Raw genomic sequence first — 18407 nt, forward strand, 5'->3', positions numbered from 1 at the left:
AAATGCAATCGAAATTAAACAGAAGAAACGCCTTGAAAAATATCATTGCCGGTACAGCCGCAATAGGTGTTACTTCCGGTTTTTCTGCATTGGCTATGGCTGAAGAAGATTTAACTACACAATCCAGATTGAAAGGAAACATTAATCACGCTGTTTGCAGGTGGTGTTTCAGTAGTCTGGATGTGGAAACACTTTGCATTGAAGCAAAAAAGCTCGGTATAACCGGAATAGACTTGGTTGGACCTAAGGATTGGCCTACGTTGAAAAAGCATGGCTTAACATCGAGTATGTGTAATGGCGCAGAAATCAACCTTGTTGATGGTTTTAACGATAAGAAATTTCATGACCAGCTAATTGCCAGTTATACGGAGATGATCCCGTTGGTGGCGGCTGCAGGTTACAAAAATCTGATTTGCTTCAGTGGAAATCGCCGGGGCAAAGATGATGAAACGGGATGGAACAATTGCGCTGAGGGATTGAAAAAGCTAATGCCACTCGCCGAAAAACATGGTGTTATTTTAGTGATGGAGCTTTTAAATAGCAAGGTTAACCATAAAGATTATCAATGCGATACTACACCATGGGGCGTAGAACTCTGTAAACGTGTAGGTTCTGAGAACTTTAAACTGCTATACGATATCTATCACATGCAAATTGATGAAGGTAATGTTATCAGTACAATCAAAAGCAGCCATAATTACATTGCTCATTACCACACGGCCGGCGTTCCTGGCAGAAATGAAATTGATGATACCCAGGAACTTTACTACCCCGCAATAATGAAAGCCATATTCGAAACAGGCTTCAAAGGTTTCGTAGCACAAGAATTTATACCTAAAAATGCAGATAAACTGGCTTCGCTAAAAAAAGCCATTTCAATTTGCGATATTTAAAAATTATGATATCCAGAAGAAATTTTTTACTAAATAGCAGCATGGTGGCTGCAGCTGCACTTTTAGCGCCTTCATTTGCATTTGCTGCACGCGAACAGGTTGTCGGACTTCAATTGTACTCACTTCGTGATGATCTTCCAAAAGATGTAAAAGGTGTTCTGGAAAAAGTAGCTAAAGCTGGGTTTAAGGAAGTAGAAACTTACGGTTTTTCTATAAAAGATCAATTTTGGGGCTTAACGCCTCAGGAATTAAAAAAAATCCTGGACGACAACGGTCTGAAAGCTGTTAGTGGCCATTATAGTTATCTAATTAATGATAATGAAGCAGAACTTAATGCCGCGATAGCCGCTGCAAAAGTTTTAGGAAGTGAATATGTTACTGTTCCATGGTTGGATGAAAGCATTAGAAAAACGGCCGACGACTATAAAAAATTAGCAATAAAAATTAATAAAGCCGGGCAGGTTTGCAAAGATGCAGGAATTCGTTTGGCCTACCATAACCACAACTTCGAGTTTGATAAACATGGAGACACAACTGGTTATGAGATTTTATTAACCGGAACCGATAAAAGCCTTGTTGATTTTGAACTGGATTTGTACTGGGTTGTCCGCTCTGGAAAAGATCCGATAAAACTTTTTCAGGAAAACCCGGGCCGCTTTACCATGTGGCATGTTAAAGACATGGATAAAAACAAAAAAGAGTGGAACACCGAGGTTGGTCAAGGTTCTATTAACTTTAAAAGCATTTTCGCCGCAGCAAAGCTTTCCGGCATGAAGCATTTCTTTGTAGAGCACGAAACCAATTATAAGCCAAATCCAATCGAATCCGTTGCTGCCAGTTGTGCCTACATAAAAAAAGAACTGATTTAATTTAAGCCTACCATGAATTCTAGAAGAACATTTATAAAACAGGCCGGCTTAGCGGCAGGCGCAGCATTGCTGATACCATCTTTCGCATTTGATAAAGTGAAGAAAAATGTTGGCTTGCAATTATATTCTTTGCGCAAAGAGTTACCTAATGATGTACGGGGTGTAATTGAAAAAGTTGCGCAGGCTGGTTTTAAGGAAGTTGAAACCTATGGGTTTGCTAATGGAAAATTTTGGGGTTTAACACCTAAAGAGTTCAAAACTTTGTTAAAGGACAACGGTTTGAAAGCACCTAGCGGCCATTACGGTATGGATGAATTCAGCAAAACCGGCAATACAGATAAACTTAAAGCTGATATAGAATCTTCAGCTGCACTTGGTGGAAAATACTTCACCATTGCTGGTGCGCATGTAGATATGGCTAAGGGCATCGATGGTTTTAAAAAAGTAGCAGATGATTTTAACAAAGTTGCTGCCTTGGCAAAGGAATCGGGACTGAAGTTTGCATATCACAACCACGATTTTGAATTCAAAAAGCTTGGTGATACAACAGGTTATGATGTTTATTTAACCGAAACAGATAAGAATCTTGTTAATTTCGAGCTTGATTTGTACTGGGCCGTACGCTCTGGAAACGATCCGCTTGCGTTGTTTAAAAAATATCCGGGTCGCTTTACGATGTGGCACGTTAAAGATATGGACAAGGCAAAACCGGAATGGAACACTGAAATCGGTAAGGGTTCGATTGATTTTAAGGCAATCTTTGCTGAGGCAAAACTCTCGGGCATGCAACACTATTTTGTAGAGCACGAAACAAATTATAACCCAAATCCTATTGTATCAGTTGCTGCGAGCTGCGCATACATTAAAGCTAATCTAATATAATATTGATTACTTTGAGGAGTTTGCAGTTGCGTCGGCAATGCAAACTCCTTAAAAATTAATAATTTGGCTAGCTTGCAAATCTGAATGCTACTTGTTTAATTTTCCTGCCAACACACAGGTATTTTTAAAGCGATGCGTGTTCCCATTCAGATCGAAAATATCAAACAGTACAACATAAATTCCAATCGGTGCCGCCTGGCCGGTATCCGTAAAGCCATCCCATCTTAAAATGCCTTTCGTACCGATGCTTTGATTTCTCAGCAAACTTTTTACTAAGCGCCCTTTGTCTGAATAGACAGCGACAGTTGCAAAAGTAGAATTTTCGGCGACTTGATAATCGAGAACCAGTACATCTTCAAAATTATCGCCATCGGGCGAAAAGGTTTTACTCAAAAGTTTAACGAATCGCTCCTCTCCATTTGTTTTCTGTGAATTTTTGTAAGTTGGTGTACCAAACCCTGCTGATGCAGCAGCAGATGTAAAATTTCCCGGCTCATTTGCGCCTCTTGTAAACGAAATCCGTTCTAAAGACACACCGTTCGGGTCTTGCAGCAACGCAATGTGCATATTTTCTGTGTAGTCAAATCTATCGAGCTGAAGATTATTGCTTAATAAAACTACAGACCCTTTATCATTATTATAAGATGGGAGCGCATTTAACTGGACAAAATTGTCGGGGTTTTCGCAGGTGTAGCCAGCCTTAACGCTACTCGTATTCGTACTTGCAACCCAGTAGGTTTTTGGCAACATAAGTGTAGTTTTAACAGATAAATTTTTAATGTTGGCCGCCTTCCCATCGGCACCGAGATTAGCTAGTTGCACGTCTTTTAAGTCCAGGACTTGATTTGAATTATTGTAAATTTCTACAAAGTCTACACCTCCAACTTTTGGATTGAACAGCACCTCAGAAAGCAGAATATCATTTAAAGCAATCTTCTTTGCTATGAAGAGTTTTGCTGTATTTTCTGTTGCACTAATAACATTCCCGGCGCAGTCTGTAAGTTTTGTAAGCGTTAATGTATGCTCTACTCCTCTTGTGATTTGAGACGAAAATTTGAGGATTGCCACATTAAAGCCGGCTTCAATTGTGGCAGACTTTGGGTTGCCAATACCATTGTTTATTGAATAACTAGCAGGATTAGCTGCCGACAAGCTGTCGATAGCCTTGGAAAACTCTACCCTGACGGTTATACTATCGATTACGCTTGCCGACAATAATTTTGGAATTTCGCTGCTTATCTGGCTACGGTAAACCGAGTTCGGTTTTCCGGGGGTGCCACCCGAAACATCATTTGAGGCCGACCAGTTTTGCGTGCCACCACAAACATTTTTCGGGTCGACTAGCTCTAAGCTATAGCCGCCCTTTTTCTTTTGCTCATCTTTATACCAAATATCGAAGTAAGCAACTTTATCAATAAGTTTACCCGTGTTGTCAGTTAGAGTAAGTACATCTTTGTCATTATTTAAACTTGGCCATGGCGAAATTCCAATGGTTTTCCCATAAGGTTTAAATAGCAATTCATCGGCTTGTGCCGTAAGAATAAAGTGTTGATTTGGCTTAATCGTGTCGCGAAGAAAAGTATAGGTTGAGGTTTGGTCGGCGTATTTCCAACCTGCTGGCAAAATGTATTCACTTGTAGTATTCCAGATTTCAACAAATTCTTTCTGCGGCAAGGAAGGGCTTCCCGAGGGATTGGCAAATATTTCGTTAATAACTAAATCGCCATATTTTGGCGTGTAAGTTTTAATGTGAAAAAAGTTGATTAAACTATTTGCCGCAATCCCATTACCGGTTACATCTTTTACATTATTAACCCCCAACGTATAGTTGCCAGAAATTAATTCTTTCGGGAAAGTTAGCCTGTAAACATTGGCTAATGCAGTAGAACTAGCACTTGTTGGAACACCATAAGCACCAGATAAGTTATAGTTAATTGCAGCGCTGGCCGAACTTAAATCGACAGGTTTGGAGAAAGTAATATCCAGATTGAAACCATCAACAACAGATACGCTTTTAATTGTTGGCGGTGTTGTATTCGCAGTTAAATCATCGATGCTAAAATCGTCAAATATGAACTGGTTGTATCTCGATGCGGTGGCATATCTGCAAACGAGACCTGAGAAGCTCGAGGTTACGAAACTTTTGTCGACCACACTTTTATCGAGGGTGAAGTTATTGCCACCGGTTATGTCGGTGAATAAATCCCATTTACCAAACGCGTCTCTGGTCACTTTTATCCTTGCTAAAAAAACACTCGCACTCGCCCTGGTTTTTTGATTTCCTGTAAGGATACGTACGGTAGAGGTTCCCGTTTGCTTGTACAAGTGGCAGGCATCGGCCGCTCCCGTCTCCCCTATCTGAATAAAATAACCATTTAAGCTGCCCTTCAGGTTTTCTTTGTCGGAACTGAGGTAAATCCGTACAAAATTAGTTGTGCTCGGGTTAAAATTTAACCGCACTAAAAAGGTCCAGCTTGCGTTTAAACTTAATTGATTTGCCGTGGAAAGCGAAATGGATTGCGAGGCAAGCTGTTGCCCTTGCGATTGCAATTGCTTTTGAGGATTAACCTGAAAGTAACTTACATCACCGTTCCAGTGTGGATTTTGAGAGAAATTGCCGTCAGAAAATGAATCATTAACCTGGCAAAAGATAGTTTTGGAAAATAACAATAGGGATATAAGCAGAATTTTCTTCATATTTGGGCTTATATCAAATGTTTAATAAATATAATAATTAAAATCAAGAATGAAAGTAGCAGTAGTTGGTGCAACCGGTTTGGTTGGTACCGTAATGTTAAAAGTATTGGAGGAAAGAAATTTCCCTTTAACAGAGTTAATTCCCGTAGCATCAGAAAAGAGTGTTGGTAAGGAAATTACTTTTAAGGGTAAGAAGTTTCCAATCGTTAGCATGGATACTGCTATTGGCATGCGGCCAGACATCGCTTTGTTCTCTGCCGGTGGAAATACATCGTTAGAACATGCGCCACGGTTTAAAGAAGCCGGAACAACAGTTATTGATAACTCTTCTGCATGGAGAATGGACCCGGCGATTAAATTAATTGTACCGGAAGTAAATGCGCACGAGCTTTCTATCGACAATAAAATTATTGCGAACCCAAACTGTTCTACCATCCAAATGGTAGTGGTTTTAAAACCGCTGCACGACAAATACAAAATTAAACGTGTTGTGGTTTCTACCTATCAATCGGTTACCGGAACAGGAGTTAAAGCGGTTGAGCAATTGATGAACGAACGTAAAGGAATTGATGGACCTAAAGCTTACGCCTACGAAATCGACTTAAACGTACTTCCGCATATTGATGTTTTCATGGACAATGGATATACCAAAGAAGAGATGAAAATGGTTAAGGAAACGAATAAAATCATGAGCGATGACAGCATTAAAGTTACCGCAACTACTGTTCGTATTCCAGTAATGGGTGGTCACTCAGAATCGGTAAATATTGAATTTGAAAACGATTTTGACTTAGCAGAAGTGCGTAGTATTTTAGAGAAATCACCTGGTATTATCGTTGTGGATGATGTTGCAAATCTAAAATATCCTATGCCAAAAGATGCTCATGAAAAAGATGAGGTTTTTGTTGGCCGTATTCGTAGAGATGAATCTGCACCGAAAGCACTAAACCTTTGGATTGTTGCCGATAATTTACGTAAAGGAGCTGCAACCAATGCGGTTCAAATTGCAGAATATTTAATTCAGAAGGAATTAGTTTAATTTTTCTAAGCCCGAAGGTTTCGAAAATCATTAATAAGTAATTACCAAAGTGATGTGTTTGTTACACATCACTTTTTTTATTTCATTTATTTTTGCCACATGAAGTTTTTTAAGCCTGCATTATTTTTTATTTTCTTCTCTGTCACTTGCTTTGCTCAAAATAGAATTCAAAACCTGGAACGGGCTTTCAATACGTTATTGGCTGATGAACAGGCAAAACATGCCATCACATCACTTTGTGTTTTAGACGCCAACACGGGCAAAACACTGTTTGCTAAAAATGACCAAATCGGTTTAGCCACAGCATCAACCTTAAAAACCATTACCGCTGCCACTGCCTTTAGTATTCTTGGTAAAGATTTTCAGTTTCAAACAACCCTTGCGTACAGCGGAAATATCACCACCGACGGAACGTTGAAAGGAAACTTAATCATCATCGGTAGCGGCGACCCGACTTTAGGTTCGTGGCGTTACCAAAATAAAGAGAATGCAGTTTTAACGCAGTGGGTTTCCGCAATAAAAGCTGCTGGCATAAAAAAAATTGAAGGCGCTATAATTGGCGACGACAGGATTTTTGGCACACAAACTACGCCCGAGGGTTGGGTTTGGCAAGATATTGGAAATTATTATGGAGCAGGTACTTCCGGTTTAGCCTGGCGGGAAAATCAATTCGACATACACCTAAAACCAGGTGCGAGCACAGCGAACGAAGTTAAAGTGGTTAAAGCCGTGCCAGAAACTCCTTATATAAAAATTGTTAATGAGTTAAAAACTGGTTCTTCGGGCAGTGGCGACAGAACCTATGCCTTCCTCCCGCCGTATAGCAACGTTGCTTATTTACGCGGCAGTTGGGGAATGGGGATTACCAAGGCGGGTATTTCGGTAGCACTACCAGACCCTGCTTTTGACTGTGCGTACCGCCTGCAGGATACGTTGAAAAGACTGGGAATTCCCGCTGTGCAACCCGCTACAACAACGCGGTTAATGGCGTTGAATAATCAGGAAATACCTGCCATAACTCAAAAAATAAATACAATCAGTTCTCCCAATTTAAGTGAGATAAGCTATTGGTTTCTCAAGAAAAGTATCAACTTATATGGCGAAACGCTTTTGAAAACTATTGCGTTAAAAGACGGAAAGGCCGCTTCAACATCAAAAGGAGCAGAAACGGAAATAAGTTACTGGTCAGAAAAAGGAATTGATAAATCTGCACTAAATATTATCGATGGTAGCGGATTGTCGCCCGGCGACAGAATTACGACTTCGGCAATGGCTGGTATTTTATTTCAAATTCAAAAGGAAAATTGGTTTCCCTACTTCTACAAAGCCTTACCCGAATACAATGGCATGAAAATAAAGAGCGGAACCATAAACGATGTTTCTGCTTTCGCTGGCTATCATACCGATTCTGCAGGAAATAAGTATGTAATTGTTATAAACATTAACAACTACAGCGGCAGCGGCATTAATAAAAAGTTGTTCCGCGTGTTAGATGAACTGAAATAAGGAAATCGGGTTGCGCTTAATAGGGTAAGTGCTTAGCTTAACGGCCTTACCTGAAGATTAATTCCGGCTTCGCTTAAAACGCTCTTTACATCAATCATTGCCTCTGTTCGCACCTCGCCCGATACAGATAAATCGGCAACCCACAATAATGTACGTATGCCAATTGCGTATTCGCCAAAATCCTGAACAATAATCACGGGTTTTGGTAATGGGAGAATCCGCTGGTTTTTTGCCAGTTTGTCTGCGATTAAGTTCCTCACCAGTTCAATGTCAGTTTCGTAAGGGATGCCAACGATAAACTCGACGCGTTTGCTCCTGTCCTGCATGGTCCAGTTAATTAAATGTTGCGACAATAAATCTCCATTTGGAACAATGATATCCGAACCTTCAGCACTGTGTATTTTGCTGGAACGAACGCCGATTTCTTTTACAACACCAGCTTTTGTTCCAATCTCAATCTGGTCGCCAATTTGAATCGGCCGTTCAAAAGCGATGATTACACCCGAAACGAGATTATTTACGATGTTTTGCAAGCCAAAACCTATACCAACACCCAAAGCACCTAACATTATCGATAGCTTATCAATCGGGATACCAGCTGCGGCAACTGCCACTAAAAAACCAATCGTCCAGATGGCCAGTCTAATCAGCAACATCATGGAGTTTAGGCTATTCCGTTTACCGCCTGCAACTGCTTTTTCGTGTCCAAAGAAGAAGCTTATAAAGCTCGAAATGATTGATGAAAGCCAGATAATGCAAATAAATATAGCAATGCTTGCAAAGGTAAATTTGTAGCTGCCAATACTTCTGATTTCGTTAAAAAACTGCGATGTAGCGCTGGTTAATAAATCGTACAGGGTGATGTTTCTAACAAATGAGACGAAAAACACAACAGCAGCAATAAACCATAAATACCGCTGCAAACGAAACTGTAGTTCCTTATAGTTGATGAAATCAGAGAACCGGCTGGATTGATAAGCCTCTGTTTGGAGGTAAATTGCTTCTAAAACCAGTGTGCAAAAAACTTTAAGTGTTACGCCCAGCATCAAACATTGGATTGCGCTTACCCCGAAAATTTTTGCTAATGATAATCGTCCTGTCAAGTTGAAAACCAGCGACAATAAAATCTGGAAAATGGTAAAATACACCAAAGCTTTTGTTGCCGGTGACGCCTCTATTTTAACAAACAAATTGGTTTTGCTTCTGATGATTTGAACGCATATTGCCAGGAGTAACAGTGCTGCAATAAATAGCGCCCATCGTTCGCCAAATGCCGAATCGAGCAAGATATCATCTAATGCGAAAAACACCCACAGCGTGGATAAGGAAAACCAGATTAAGCGGCGGAACTTTGTTAAGAAAGGTATTAAGAGGTAAGATAGGGCTAGTAAACGGCATAGCTCTAAGGCATGGAGCATGGACATGGTGGGGTTACCGAAAAGAAACGGCACGTACGTAAAAAAAGCAAAGAGTGAAGCAATTAAGACGTTCCTTTTTAAAAATTGAACCTGAGCTAAAATGCTTTCTTTTTCATCAAGCTTTTTAACCCGCCGCATGTTTGACACCATCCACGCGGTTAAAATGGCAAGAATTAATAAACTGAGTACCACAACGCCAATTTTCCCTGCGAGGTAAATAAAAATAATTTTTCCTGAGCGCTCAAAAGCCTTTAAAATTACCTGCGAAAAAGAACTATCATATTGCCCAGGTTTTGCTTTAAATAATGGCGCCTCCTCCTGCGACCACATATTTATTTTCTTGGAAATAGACAGATAAACCATATCTGAAGAAAGGTTTTTTGTTTGCAAAAGGTTAACTGATATGTGGCTGCTTAGCAGATTAATATTTGCCAAAATTTTCTTTTGAGTAAAGTTCAGTTTATTTCCCTCTACCAAAACATCGGCTATTTGAGCTTTCAAAGTAGAATCTTCAACATCAGCCTTTAAACTCTTGTCCGTTAATATCTTGTTTAAATCGGTTTGGGTTTTATTAAGCTGTAGGCAGTATTCGGCGAGTATTGCCTTGTAAGTTGTTAAGTTATCAGCTACCTCTGCAAGCATAATCACAGAGCTGTTTAAACTGCGCAGGTTCATGTTGCTGCCGTTTTTCTCAAACCTTGCTTTAAATCCCTTTACCTTTTTTTCGATGGCAGGTAAGGCATCTTGTATTTTACTGACATCAAAACCTCGTTGTAAAATAAATTTACTTCTATCAATAGTAAAATTATAAGTCTCGATTTTTGTAACCAATAGCGGAATTTGCGCCTCATCTATCTGCTTTGCTGGTTTATTTAGTAGCGAATCTTTCTTCTGCTGACAAATGCCCCGGGCTGAACACACCAGCATGAATACGACAGAAAAAGCGATGAAACTGCTCTTCTTTAAACTTGTTAAAGACATATATCTATTTTAAAAATCTTGGAGATGTATTATGTTTATGATGACAGGGAAAGCAAAAGTAAGATTTATAACGACACAAATTTCCGATTTAACCTTTCAACACATGAAATAATTTGTAGATTGAAAAACAAATTAAACTACATGTTAAAGCACTTCTTGTTTCTCAGCCTGCTAGTACCAATCCTTTCGTCTGCTCAGATTAAAATTACACTTAAGATCAGCATTCCGAAAAAAACCACCGACAGCTTGTTCGTTGCAGGCAACTTTAACGATTGGAACCCGAAAAACGAGGCTTTCAGACTCAAACAAAAGGATAGCTTAAATTATACCATAGCACTAAATTTACCTAAGGGCAGCCATGAATTTAAAATTACGAGAGGAAGTTGGGAGAAGGTAGAATGCGAAAAAAATGGCAAAGCTATTGAAAACAGAAATTTGAATTTGAGTGTTGATACCAGTATGAGTGTTAATGTTGCAAACTGGGCGGATAACTTTAAACAAGTGAAACAAGAATATCATTACGGCGACCATGTGCAGGTGGTGGACTCGGCGTTTTTTATACCGCAGTTAAACAAGCATCGGCAAATCTGGATTTATTTACCGAAAGGTTATTCAAAATCAACAAAGAAGTATCCTGTGATCTACATGCATGATGGACAAACTTTGTTTCATGCAAACCCGCCCCGTGCTGATGAATGGGCAGCAGATTCTGTAATGGATAGCCTGATACGTGATGGTTTGAAGGAGATGATAATTGTGGGAATAGACAATGATGAGCACGACAGGCTTAGAGAATATAATCCATACGATAGCAAATATGGTAAAGGAGAAGGCAAAGGTTATGTTTCTTTTTTAGTTGAAACCCTGAAACCTTTTATAGATGCCAGGTACAGAACCTTTAAAGATGCTAAGAATACAGCCATTGCCGGAAGCTCTATGGGCGGATTAATTTCTATGTACGCCATATTGAAATATCCGGAAGTGTTCGGTTCGGCAGGCGTTTTCAGTCCTTCGTTTTGGATAGCGCCAGAGATATACGCAGACGTTAGTGCTAATTTATCCCGCTTAAAAAACAATAAAATATTTTTTGTGGCCGGCGATTTGGAAGGGTCGGAAATGATTGAGGATATGAAAAAGGTTCATTCCATTTTGAACCCTGATGGTTTAAATAAAAACATGATTTTAGTTGAAAAGGAAGACGGCAAACACAAGCAATGGTTTTGGCACCGTGAATTTGTGCCTTTTTTAAAGTTCATAGCAAAATAATTTCGTTGAATGTTGATGATGGCAACTCTATGCTAACTGGTTAGAAACATTCGCTCGCCGAAGAATTACCGTATTTAAGTTATTTAAACCCGATTGCAGTGAAAACCAAAAGCTTTTTCTGCTTTTGTTGTAACAAAAAGCGGGGCTGGATAAACCCAAAAGCTTCAGTAATTGCTTTCCAAAATATTGATGTCAACTCAAAACCTGAGCACTCGTCAGGCTTAATTTAGTATCGTAACATTAACGCCCAAAACGCTTTTATTAATTAAAAAATATACTAACTTTGGTGTTAAGCTTAGTAATTGTATTTTATACACTAAGCAGGTTAAAAATCAACAAAAAATCAAATAAAATGAGCATAATCGTTAATGTCCATGCCAGACAAATCCTCGATTCGAGAGGCAATCCAACAGTTGAAGTTGAAGTAGTTACAGAAGCAGGCGCTTTTGGCCGTGCAGCTGTACCAAGCGGTGCATCTACCGGACAATATGAGGCTGTTGAGTTACGTGACGGGGATAAATCTACATATTTAGGTAAAGGCGTTTTAAAAGCTGTTGAAAATGTGAATACCAAAATTGCTTCGGCTTTGAGAGGTATTGATGTTTTTGAGCAAAATGCAATTGATAAACTGATGTTGGAGCTTGATGGTACTGAAAACAAAGGTAACTTAGGCGCCAATGCAATTTTAGGCGTTTCTTTAGCCGTGGCTAAAGCTGCTGCGGATGAAATTGGCCAACCACTATACCGTTATATTGGTGGCGTTAACGCAAATACTTTGCCTATTCCGATGATGAATATCATTAATGGTGGTTCTCACTCTGATGCGCCTATCGCCTTCCAGGAGTTTATGATTATGCCTGTTGGCGCACCGTCTTTTTCTGAGGCATTACGTTGGGGAACAGAAGTTTTCCATAACCTGAAAAAAATTCTTCACGACAGAGGCTTATCTACTGCTGTAGGAGATGAAGGTGGTTTTGCACCAACATTTGATGGTACTGAAGATGCGATTGAAACGGTTTTAAAGGCAATAGAAACTGCTGGTTACAAGCCAGGTTCTCAAATCTGTTTAGCTTTGGATTGTGCTTCATCTGAGTTTTACAAAGATGGTAAATACGATTATACGAAGTTTGAAGGTGCTACCGGCGTAATTCGTTCAAGCGAAGAGCAGGCTCAATATTTAGCCGACCTTTCTGCAAAATATCCAATTATTTCTATTGAAGATGGTATGGATGAAAATGACTGGACTGGCTGGAAAAGCTTAACAGATAAAATTGGCGACCACGTTCAGTTGGTTGGTGATGATTTATTTGTTACGAATGTTACCCGTTTACAACGTGGAATTGATGAGGCTACTGCAAACTCAATCCTGGTAAAAGTTAACCAGATTGGTTCTTTAACTGAAACTATTAATGCTGTAACTTTGGCTCAAAACAACGGTTACACTTCGGTAATGAGTCACCGTTCTGGAGAAACTGAAGATGTTACCATTGCTGATTTAGCTGTTGCATTAAACTGCGGACAAATTAAAACCGGTTCTGCATCCCGTTCTGACAGGATTGCAAAATACAATCAACTATTACGTATTGAAGAAGAATTGGGTGAAAATGCTCGTTTCATCGGTTCAAAATTTAAATACGCTAAAAAATAAACAGATGTTATTGAGCTTTTGCGGGGACTTTTATTAAAATGTTTCTGCAGGCTTAACCTGACATATAGTTTTAATGTTAACAAGTTGAAAAACTTATTTGTGGAACATCCGGAGATTTTAAATCTTCGGATGTTTTTTTATACATTTACGCCGTCAATATCTTAATATGAAACGTTTAATAGACCTTTTCCGCAATAAGTATTTCCTGGCTACGGCTGCTTTTGCGGTGTGGATGCTGTTTTTCGATAAAAATGATATGATGTCGCAATACGAATACCGTAGCCAGGCGAACAAGTTGCAGGAAGAAAAAGAATATTTCGAAAAGGAAACCGCCCAGGTTAAAAAGGATTTAAACGAATTAAGCACAAATTTAAATACCGCCGAAAAGTTTGCCCGAGAAAAGTATTTCATGAAAAAAGATAACGAAGATGTCTTTGTTATTATTCATGAAGAGAAAAAAGACTAATCAGAATGGTTAGGAGTTCAGGATAGACTTCGAACGATTAACCCGCTCTATGCTCCACATTTTATACATCATCGCAATTACGGCCGAGGCTATGACTGCAGCGCTTTCTGCTGGCAGAAGAGATATGGATTGGGTTGGTGTGTGTATTATTGCCTGGGTTACGGCTTTGGGCGGTGGTACGGTTAGAAACGTGTTATTCGGCCACTATCCTATGAGTTGGGTTGAACATCCTGAATATTTGGTTATTACAGCCGTAGCAGCGCTATTTGCTGCTTTCATCGCATCTGTTATGACGAAACTCAAAAAACTATTTCTTTTTCTTGATGCGATGGGCCTTGTTGTTTTCACGATTATTGGTTGCCAGGTTGCACAACAAATTCACTTGCCATACTTAATTGTTTTGTTTAGCGGCATGATAACGGGTTGTGCGGGCGGGGTTTTACGTGATGTATTGTGTAATGAAGTTCCATTCTTGTTCCGCAAGGAAATTTATGCAAGTGCCGCAATTGTAACCGGAGCCGTTTATATTGGGATAGAACATTTCCATGGAAGTGAGTTTTTAGCCACTATCCTGGCTGCAGTTATTGGTTTAACGCTGCGCTTGCTGTCCATAAAATATGAATGGCACATGCCTAAGTTTGTGTATAAAGACGAATGGCATTAAAGATTAAAGGCTAATTAGCGAAGCTGGCTGTACCAAATGTAAATTAATTTCACTTTACCTCAGCTTTGCTAGAACACGACTGGATGAAGCATTTTGAAATTACAGTTCGCCGTTTCTTTTCCTTAAAAACCATTCGATGCTTAACAAAGCCACAATGAATGCGAACAACCATTTAAAATTGATAAGATCATCATATTTACGGTCTTCATAGCTGATGGTTTTTATGTTTTCATTCTTTAAAATTTCATCTGCAATCTTCAATAAATCGGCAGGCATAAAAAGCTTTCCGTTGCTCTGTTTCGATATGGTATTAAGCAACTGATGATTGGCGGTTGTCTGCTGGTATTCTGCAATTAAGGCATTTACATAAAAACTTCCGGCGGCACTAAACTTTTGTCCGCCTAGAGAAGTATTTGCTAAATAAGAATAATTCCCTGCGGGCATGGGCCCTGCATCGAGTTGATAGGCATTTTCTGTCTTCGAAAACACGTAATTGAATATTTTTCCAGCATCGCTTTTTATCTGCAAGCTAACTTCCGGTTGGTTAACCGGCTGATAACTTTCATTATAAAGTGTTGCATTAAACTGGATATTTTCATTTTCATCAAAGGCGGATTTTGAGGCGAAAACCTTGAATCTTCTTTTGTCGTCTTTTACGGAAAGGTATTGCACCGTGTTAACAATCAAATTGTTCAGGCTAGATTGTTCCGTTTCGTTCTCTGCAACTGAAAGCTTCCAGCGCCACAACCCTTCCCCCATTAAATACCCCGCTTTTAAACCATTCTCGCTGGTAAAAAACAATAATGGCTGTTGCGTACTTACTTTACCAATTCGCTGATTAAAAATTATAGATGCACTTGCACTTAAGGTTAATCTGCCAAATGGCATTAACAGAGGGTCGAAAGTGGAGACTTGCTTTTTGTCTTCTTCAGATAAATTAAAACTGGTGAAATTGTTCGCAAAATCAGGATAAACTTCCTGAATCGAGCCGTTGGTTGAACTCAAATTTACCTGATTCTGAAGTTGGTTGAAAGCATTGACGTTGCTTTGCGCACCCAAAATGTACCAAACGGGCTTCTTTAAAGTTTTAACTCTTTGTAAAAAAGAAGCCGAAAGATTTTGAACATCCGGCAACTGGTATAACACAATTAAATCAAATTTAGAAGGATCTATTGCATTCAACTCATCTGCCAGCGCAAGTTTCGCCTCATAATGTTTGTTAAGTTTAATGGCTTCTCTTAAAATCCCCAAATCGGGATGCGGGGCAGCCGCGGCCAGCAGCACTTTTTGCCGGCCATCAATCACCTCGACATAAAAAGTTTGTGAATTATTTTTCGTGGTGATTTCATTTGGTACCGTCCCTAGTTGAACGGAATACTTTTGAACACCAATTTTGTTTGCATGTAATTTTACCGGAATCGTTTTTAAAAAGGAATTTCCATTGATGGTAATGTTCTGCTGCCCGACTTTTGCACCATTCTTACTAATGGTTAAAGCCGTGTTTTCGTTATTATTTTGGAAGGCCTGAACCTGCACTTCAACGGTAAAATCATCATCAAGGTAAACAATGTCGTTGTAATTCACATTTGAAATCAAAACATCACGCTTCGGAACGCTATCGCCAAGGGCAATGCTATACACCGGCGCATTAATTTGGTTGATGTTATATAAGGGATTTCCGCCGTGGTTGAAGATACCATCGGTTGCTAAAACAACTGCACCAACGTTTCTATTGGTATATTCATCTCTAATTTTTTGAAAAAAGGCAGAAGCGTCTGTTAATTTTCCCTGGTTCTTAAAATCAAAGCCATTACTAACTGAATCGCCAAAACTGTAGGTTTTTACTTCATACTTATCCGAAAGTTTATCCTGTAAAGCCTTAAGGTTTTGTTCGTACAATTTTTGGTTGAAACCGGCCGGTCTAATCTGACCAACAGAAAGAGAATTATCATGACCGATAATGATGACAGGTTTATCTAAGGTGTAATTCAGTGTTTTAATTAATGGCGCAAATAGTAGCCAGGCAATAGCGGTTACAGCAAAAATTCTGGCGGCGGTTAAAGCATATTGTAACTTTTTATCGAGGTTTTTATTACCCCTGTAAAGTAACCATGCAGATAAAATACCTAATGCGAGGCAACCCAGAAAATACAAAATAGAAGTACCGGCAAAAAAGCTATTCATATTTTATAAAGATGCTAATTTTGATTTTAACCGCAAAGAAAGGTGCAAAAGCTTTTATTATTGGAAATTTTAGCCGTTGATTTTTGCCAGTGAAATACTTTAAGTACATAAAAACGGTTTACACCAAATTCAAATGATCATTTTCGTGGCAAGCTTTGCAAATAAATATTTAGCTTTAGCCAAAGCAAGTTTATGAAAATACTCTTTTTAACGTTTCTGCTATCACTTAGCATTATGGCCAATGCACAAAACAATTTTAAAGCAAACCAAATTAAATTCGAAAGGGTAGCAAATGCATATGGCGGGAAGTGGGAAAGTTTGAAGAAATCTATCCAACAGGCTGGTTATGGAACTGATTTTTCGATGCTGATAAATGCTTACAAAGCCGAAGGAAAATTAGAAGTTTGGCTGAAAGCTAAATCAGACAAACAATATTCACGCTTTAAAACTTACGATTTTTGCGCACATTCGGGCACTTTAGGTCCAAAAGTTATTGAAGGCGACGGACAAACGCCAGAGGGGTTTTATTACATCAACGTTTTTAATCCCATGAGTAGTTTTCACTTATCCCTTGGTGTAAATTACCCAAATTCAGTTGACTCAGCGAGAACTGGAGCAGGCCGAAAAACAGGAGGAGACATTTACATTCACGGGAATTGTGTAACGGTAGGTTGCATTCCCTTAACTGACGATAAGATAGATGAAGTTTACATTTTAGCTGTAGAGGCAAGGAATTCTGGTCAGGATAAAATTCCGGTTAATATTTATCCGTTCAAAATGACAGCCGCGAACATACAAAAGTATTCAACCCAATTTCCTGCACAGCTTAGCTTTTGGAAAAGCTTACAGCCAGGTTATTTAGCTTTTGAGAAGCACAGAAATATGGCAGATGTTAAAGAAGTAAAAGGGAAATACATTTTGAGGTAAAAGCTAAAAGGCGTAAGGCTTAGGATAAAAACCCACCTTACGCCCATCTATATTTTTAATAGCTCTGGGAAAGAAAACCCCCTTCTCATAACCATCATAGAAACTATAAAAGGTGGAAAGTAAAGCCTCCACCTAAAACCTTAAAACCCTCTACCTTTCTTTTACAGCATACCACCGCAAACGGAAAGCGTTTGCCCGGTTACGTAAGCGCTCATATCTGATGCGAGGAACACACAAACATTTGCAATATCTTCTGTTTCGCCAGCACGTTTTAATGGGATATCCTTTTCCCAGCCTGCAACAACTGCCGGGTCTAAAACCTCAGTCATCTCTGTGCGGATAAAACCTGGTGCAACCACATTAGCACGAATATTTCTTGAACCCAATTCTTTAGCTACAGATTTTGTAAAACCAATAATACCGGCTTTTGATGCCGCGTAATTCGCTTGTCCGGCGTTACCTGTAACCCCAACAACCGAACTCATGTTAATAAAAACACCTTTGCGGGCTTTCATCATCACTTTAGAAGCAGCCTTGGTTACATTGAAGATAGATTTTAGGTTGATATTGATTACATCATCCCAATTTTCTTCGCTCATACGCATGAGCAAACCATCTTTGGTAATGCCCGCATTATTTACAACGATATCAATTGTTCCAAATTCTGCAACTATATCATTTATTAATTGCTCGGCCTGGTCGAATTTTGAAGCATCTGAACGGTAACCTTTAACTTTTGTACCAAAGCTTTGTAATTCCTGCTCCAAAGCCTCGCCTTTTTCTACTGATGATAAATATGTAAATGCTACGTTTGCACCTTGCTCAGCAAATTTTTCGGCTATTTTACGACCAATACCTTTAGATGCACCTGTAATTAATGCTGTTTTTCCTTCTAGTAATTTCATTTTTTTTATTTTGTTTGTCAGTCTCTATATTGTTGTCAGTCTGAACTAGCAGAAGACCATTA

14 protein-coding genes are annotated in these 18407 nt (G+C 39.2%); 10 read left to right on the plus strand and 4 right to left on the minus strand.

Translation table 11 applies throughout. The features are described from left to right. Nucleotides 1-2 precede the first annotated feature (2 nt). Genes AC0IWT_RS11235 through AC0IWT_RS11245 form a run of 3 tightly spaced genes read left to right on the plus strand, consistent with a single transcriptional unit; the run spans nucleotide 3 to nucleotide 2644 of the window. Entirely contained in the window at nucleotides 3-893 is an 891-nt protein-coding gene (locus AC0IWT_RS11235; protein WP_471797286.1) for a hydroxypyruvate isomerase family protein, read from the plus strand. Nucleotides 894-898: 5 nt separating this feature from the next. Beyond that, nucleotides 899-1762 carry a TIM barrel protein gene (locus AC0IWT_RS11240; RefSeq protein ID WP_056870081.1) on the plus strand — a complete coding sequence of 288 codons (864 nt, stop codon included), beginning with the start codon at nucleotides 899-901 and terminating at the stop codon, nucleotides 1760-1762. Between the two features lie 12 nt (nucleotides 1763-1774). Then, entirely contained in the window at nucleotides 1775-2644 is an 870-nt protein-coding gene (locus tag AC0IWT_RS11245) for a sugar phosphate isomerase/epimerase family protein (protein ID WP_471797287.1), read from the plus strand. An 87-nt stretch (nucleotides 2645-2731) separates the two neighbouring features. Here AC0IWT_RS11245 and AC0IWT_RS11250 read toward each other — a convergent pair whose 3' ends face one another. After that, on the minus strand, nucleotides 2732-5341 hold the full coding sequence (locus AC0IWT_RS11250) for a lamin tail domain-containing protein (RefSeq protein WP_471797288.1): 2610 nt from the start codon (nucleotides 5339-5341) through the stop codon (nucleotides 2732-2734). Nucleotides 5342-5390: 49 nt separating this feature from the next. Here AC0IWT_RS11250 and AC0IWT_RS11255 point away from each other — a divergent pair, with 49 nt between their 5' ends. Further along, a complete protein-coding gene (locus AC0IWT_RS11255; protein WP_056870077.1) occupies nucleotides 5391-6380 on the plus strand; it encodes an aspartate-semialdehyde dehydrogenase in 990 nt (329 codons plus the stop codon). 99 nt (nucleotides 6381-6479) lie between these two features. Beyond that, a complete protein-coding gene (gene dacB / locus AC0IWT_RS11260) occupies nucleotides 6480-7886 on the plus strand; it encodes a D-alanyl-D-alanine carboxypeptidase/D-alanyl-D-alanine endopeptidase (RefSeq protein WP_471797289.1) in 1407 nt (468 codons plus the stop codon). Nucleotides 7887-7918: 32 nt separating this feature from the next. Here the strand turns inward: dacB and AC0IWT_RS11265 are convergent, their stop codons facing one another. After that, a complete protein-coding gene (locus AC0IWT_RS11265) occupies nucleotides 7919-10285 on the minus strand; it encodes a mechanosensitive ion channel family protein (protein ID WP_471797290.1) in 2367 nt (788 codons plus the stop codon). A 141-nt stretch (nucleotides 10286-10426) separates the two neighbouring features. Between AC0IWT_RS11265 and AC0IWT_RS11270 the strand changes: the two genes are divergently transcribed. The 4 genes from AC0IWT_RS11270 (at nucleotide 10427) to AC0IWT_RS11285 (ending at nucleotide 14329) form a co-directional block, all read left to right on the plus strand. After that, on the plus strand, nucleotides 10427-11551 hold the full coding sequence (locus tag AC0IWT_RS11270) for an alpha/beta hydrolase-fold protein (protein WP_471797291.1): 1125 nt from the start codon (nucleotides 10427-10429) through the stop codon (nucleotides 11549-11551). 352 nt (nucleotides 11552-11903) lie between these two features. Further along, nucleotides 11904-13199, plus strand: coding sequence for a phosphopyruvate hydratase (gene eno, locus AC0IWT_RS11275; protein WP_056870264.1), 1296 nt, complete (start codon nucleotides 11904-11906; stop codon nucleotides 13197-13199). 166 nt (nucleotides 13200-13365) lie between these two features. After that, nucleotides 13366-13665: an FtsB family cell division protein gene (locus AC0IWT_RS11280; RefSeq protein ID WP_056870073.1), complete on the plus strand. Its 300-nt coding sequence runs from the start codon at nucleotides 13366-13368 to the stop codon at nucleotides 13663-13665. Nucleotides 13666-13714: 49 nt separating this feature from the next. Beyond that, nucleotides 13715-14329, plus strand: coding sequence for a trimeric intracellular cation channel family protein (locus AC0IWT_RS11285; RefSeq protein ID WP_471797292.1), 615 nt, complete (start codon nucleotides 13715-13717; stop codon nucleotides 14327-14329). A gap of 99 nt (nucleotides 14330-14428) precedes the next feature. Here the strand turns inward: AC0IWT_RS11285 and AC0IWT_RS11290 are convergent, their stop codons facing one another. Then, nucleotides 14429-16513 carry a hypothetical protein gene (locus AC0IWT_RS11290; protein ID WP_471797293.1) on the minus strand — a complete coding sequence of 695 codons (2085 nt, stop codon included), beginning with the start codon at nucleotides 16511-16513 and terminating at the stop codon, nucleotides 14429-14431. Nucleotides 16514-16705: 192 nt separating this feature from the next. Between AC0IWT_RS11290 and AC0IWT_RS11295 the strand changes: the two genes are divergently transcribed. Further along, on the plus strand, nucleotides 16706-17440 hold the full coding sequence (locus AC0IWT_RS11295; RefSeq protein ID WP_471797294.1) for a L,D-transpeptidase family protein: 735 nt from the start codon (nucleotides 16706-16708) through the stop codon (nucleotides 17438-17440). A 161-nt stretch (nucleotides 17441-17601) separates the two neighbouring features. Here AC0IWT_RS11295 and fabG read toward each other — a convergent pair whose 3' ends face one another. Next, a complete protein-coding gene (gene fabG / locus AC0IWT_RS11300) occupies nucleotides 17602-18345 on the minus strand; it encodes a 3-oxoacyl-[acyl-carrier-protein] reductase (RefSeq protein WP_056870069.1) in 744 nt (247 codons plus the stop codon). Nucleotides 18346-18407 lie beyond the last annotated feature (62 nt).

This window comes from Pedobacter sp. AC464 (genome assembly GCF_979253075.1).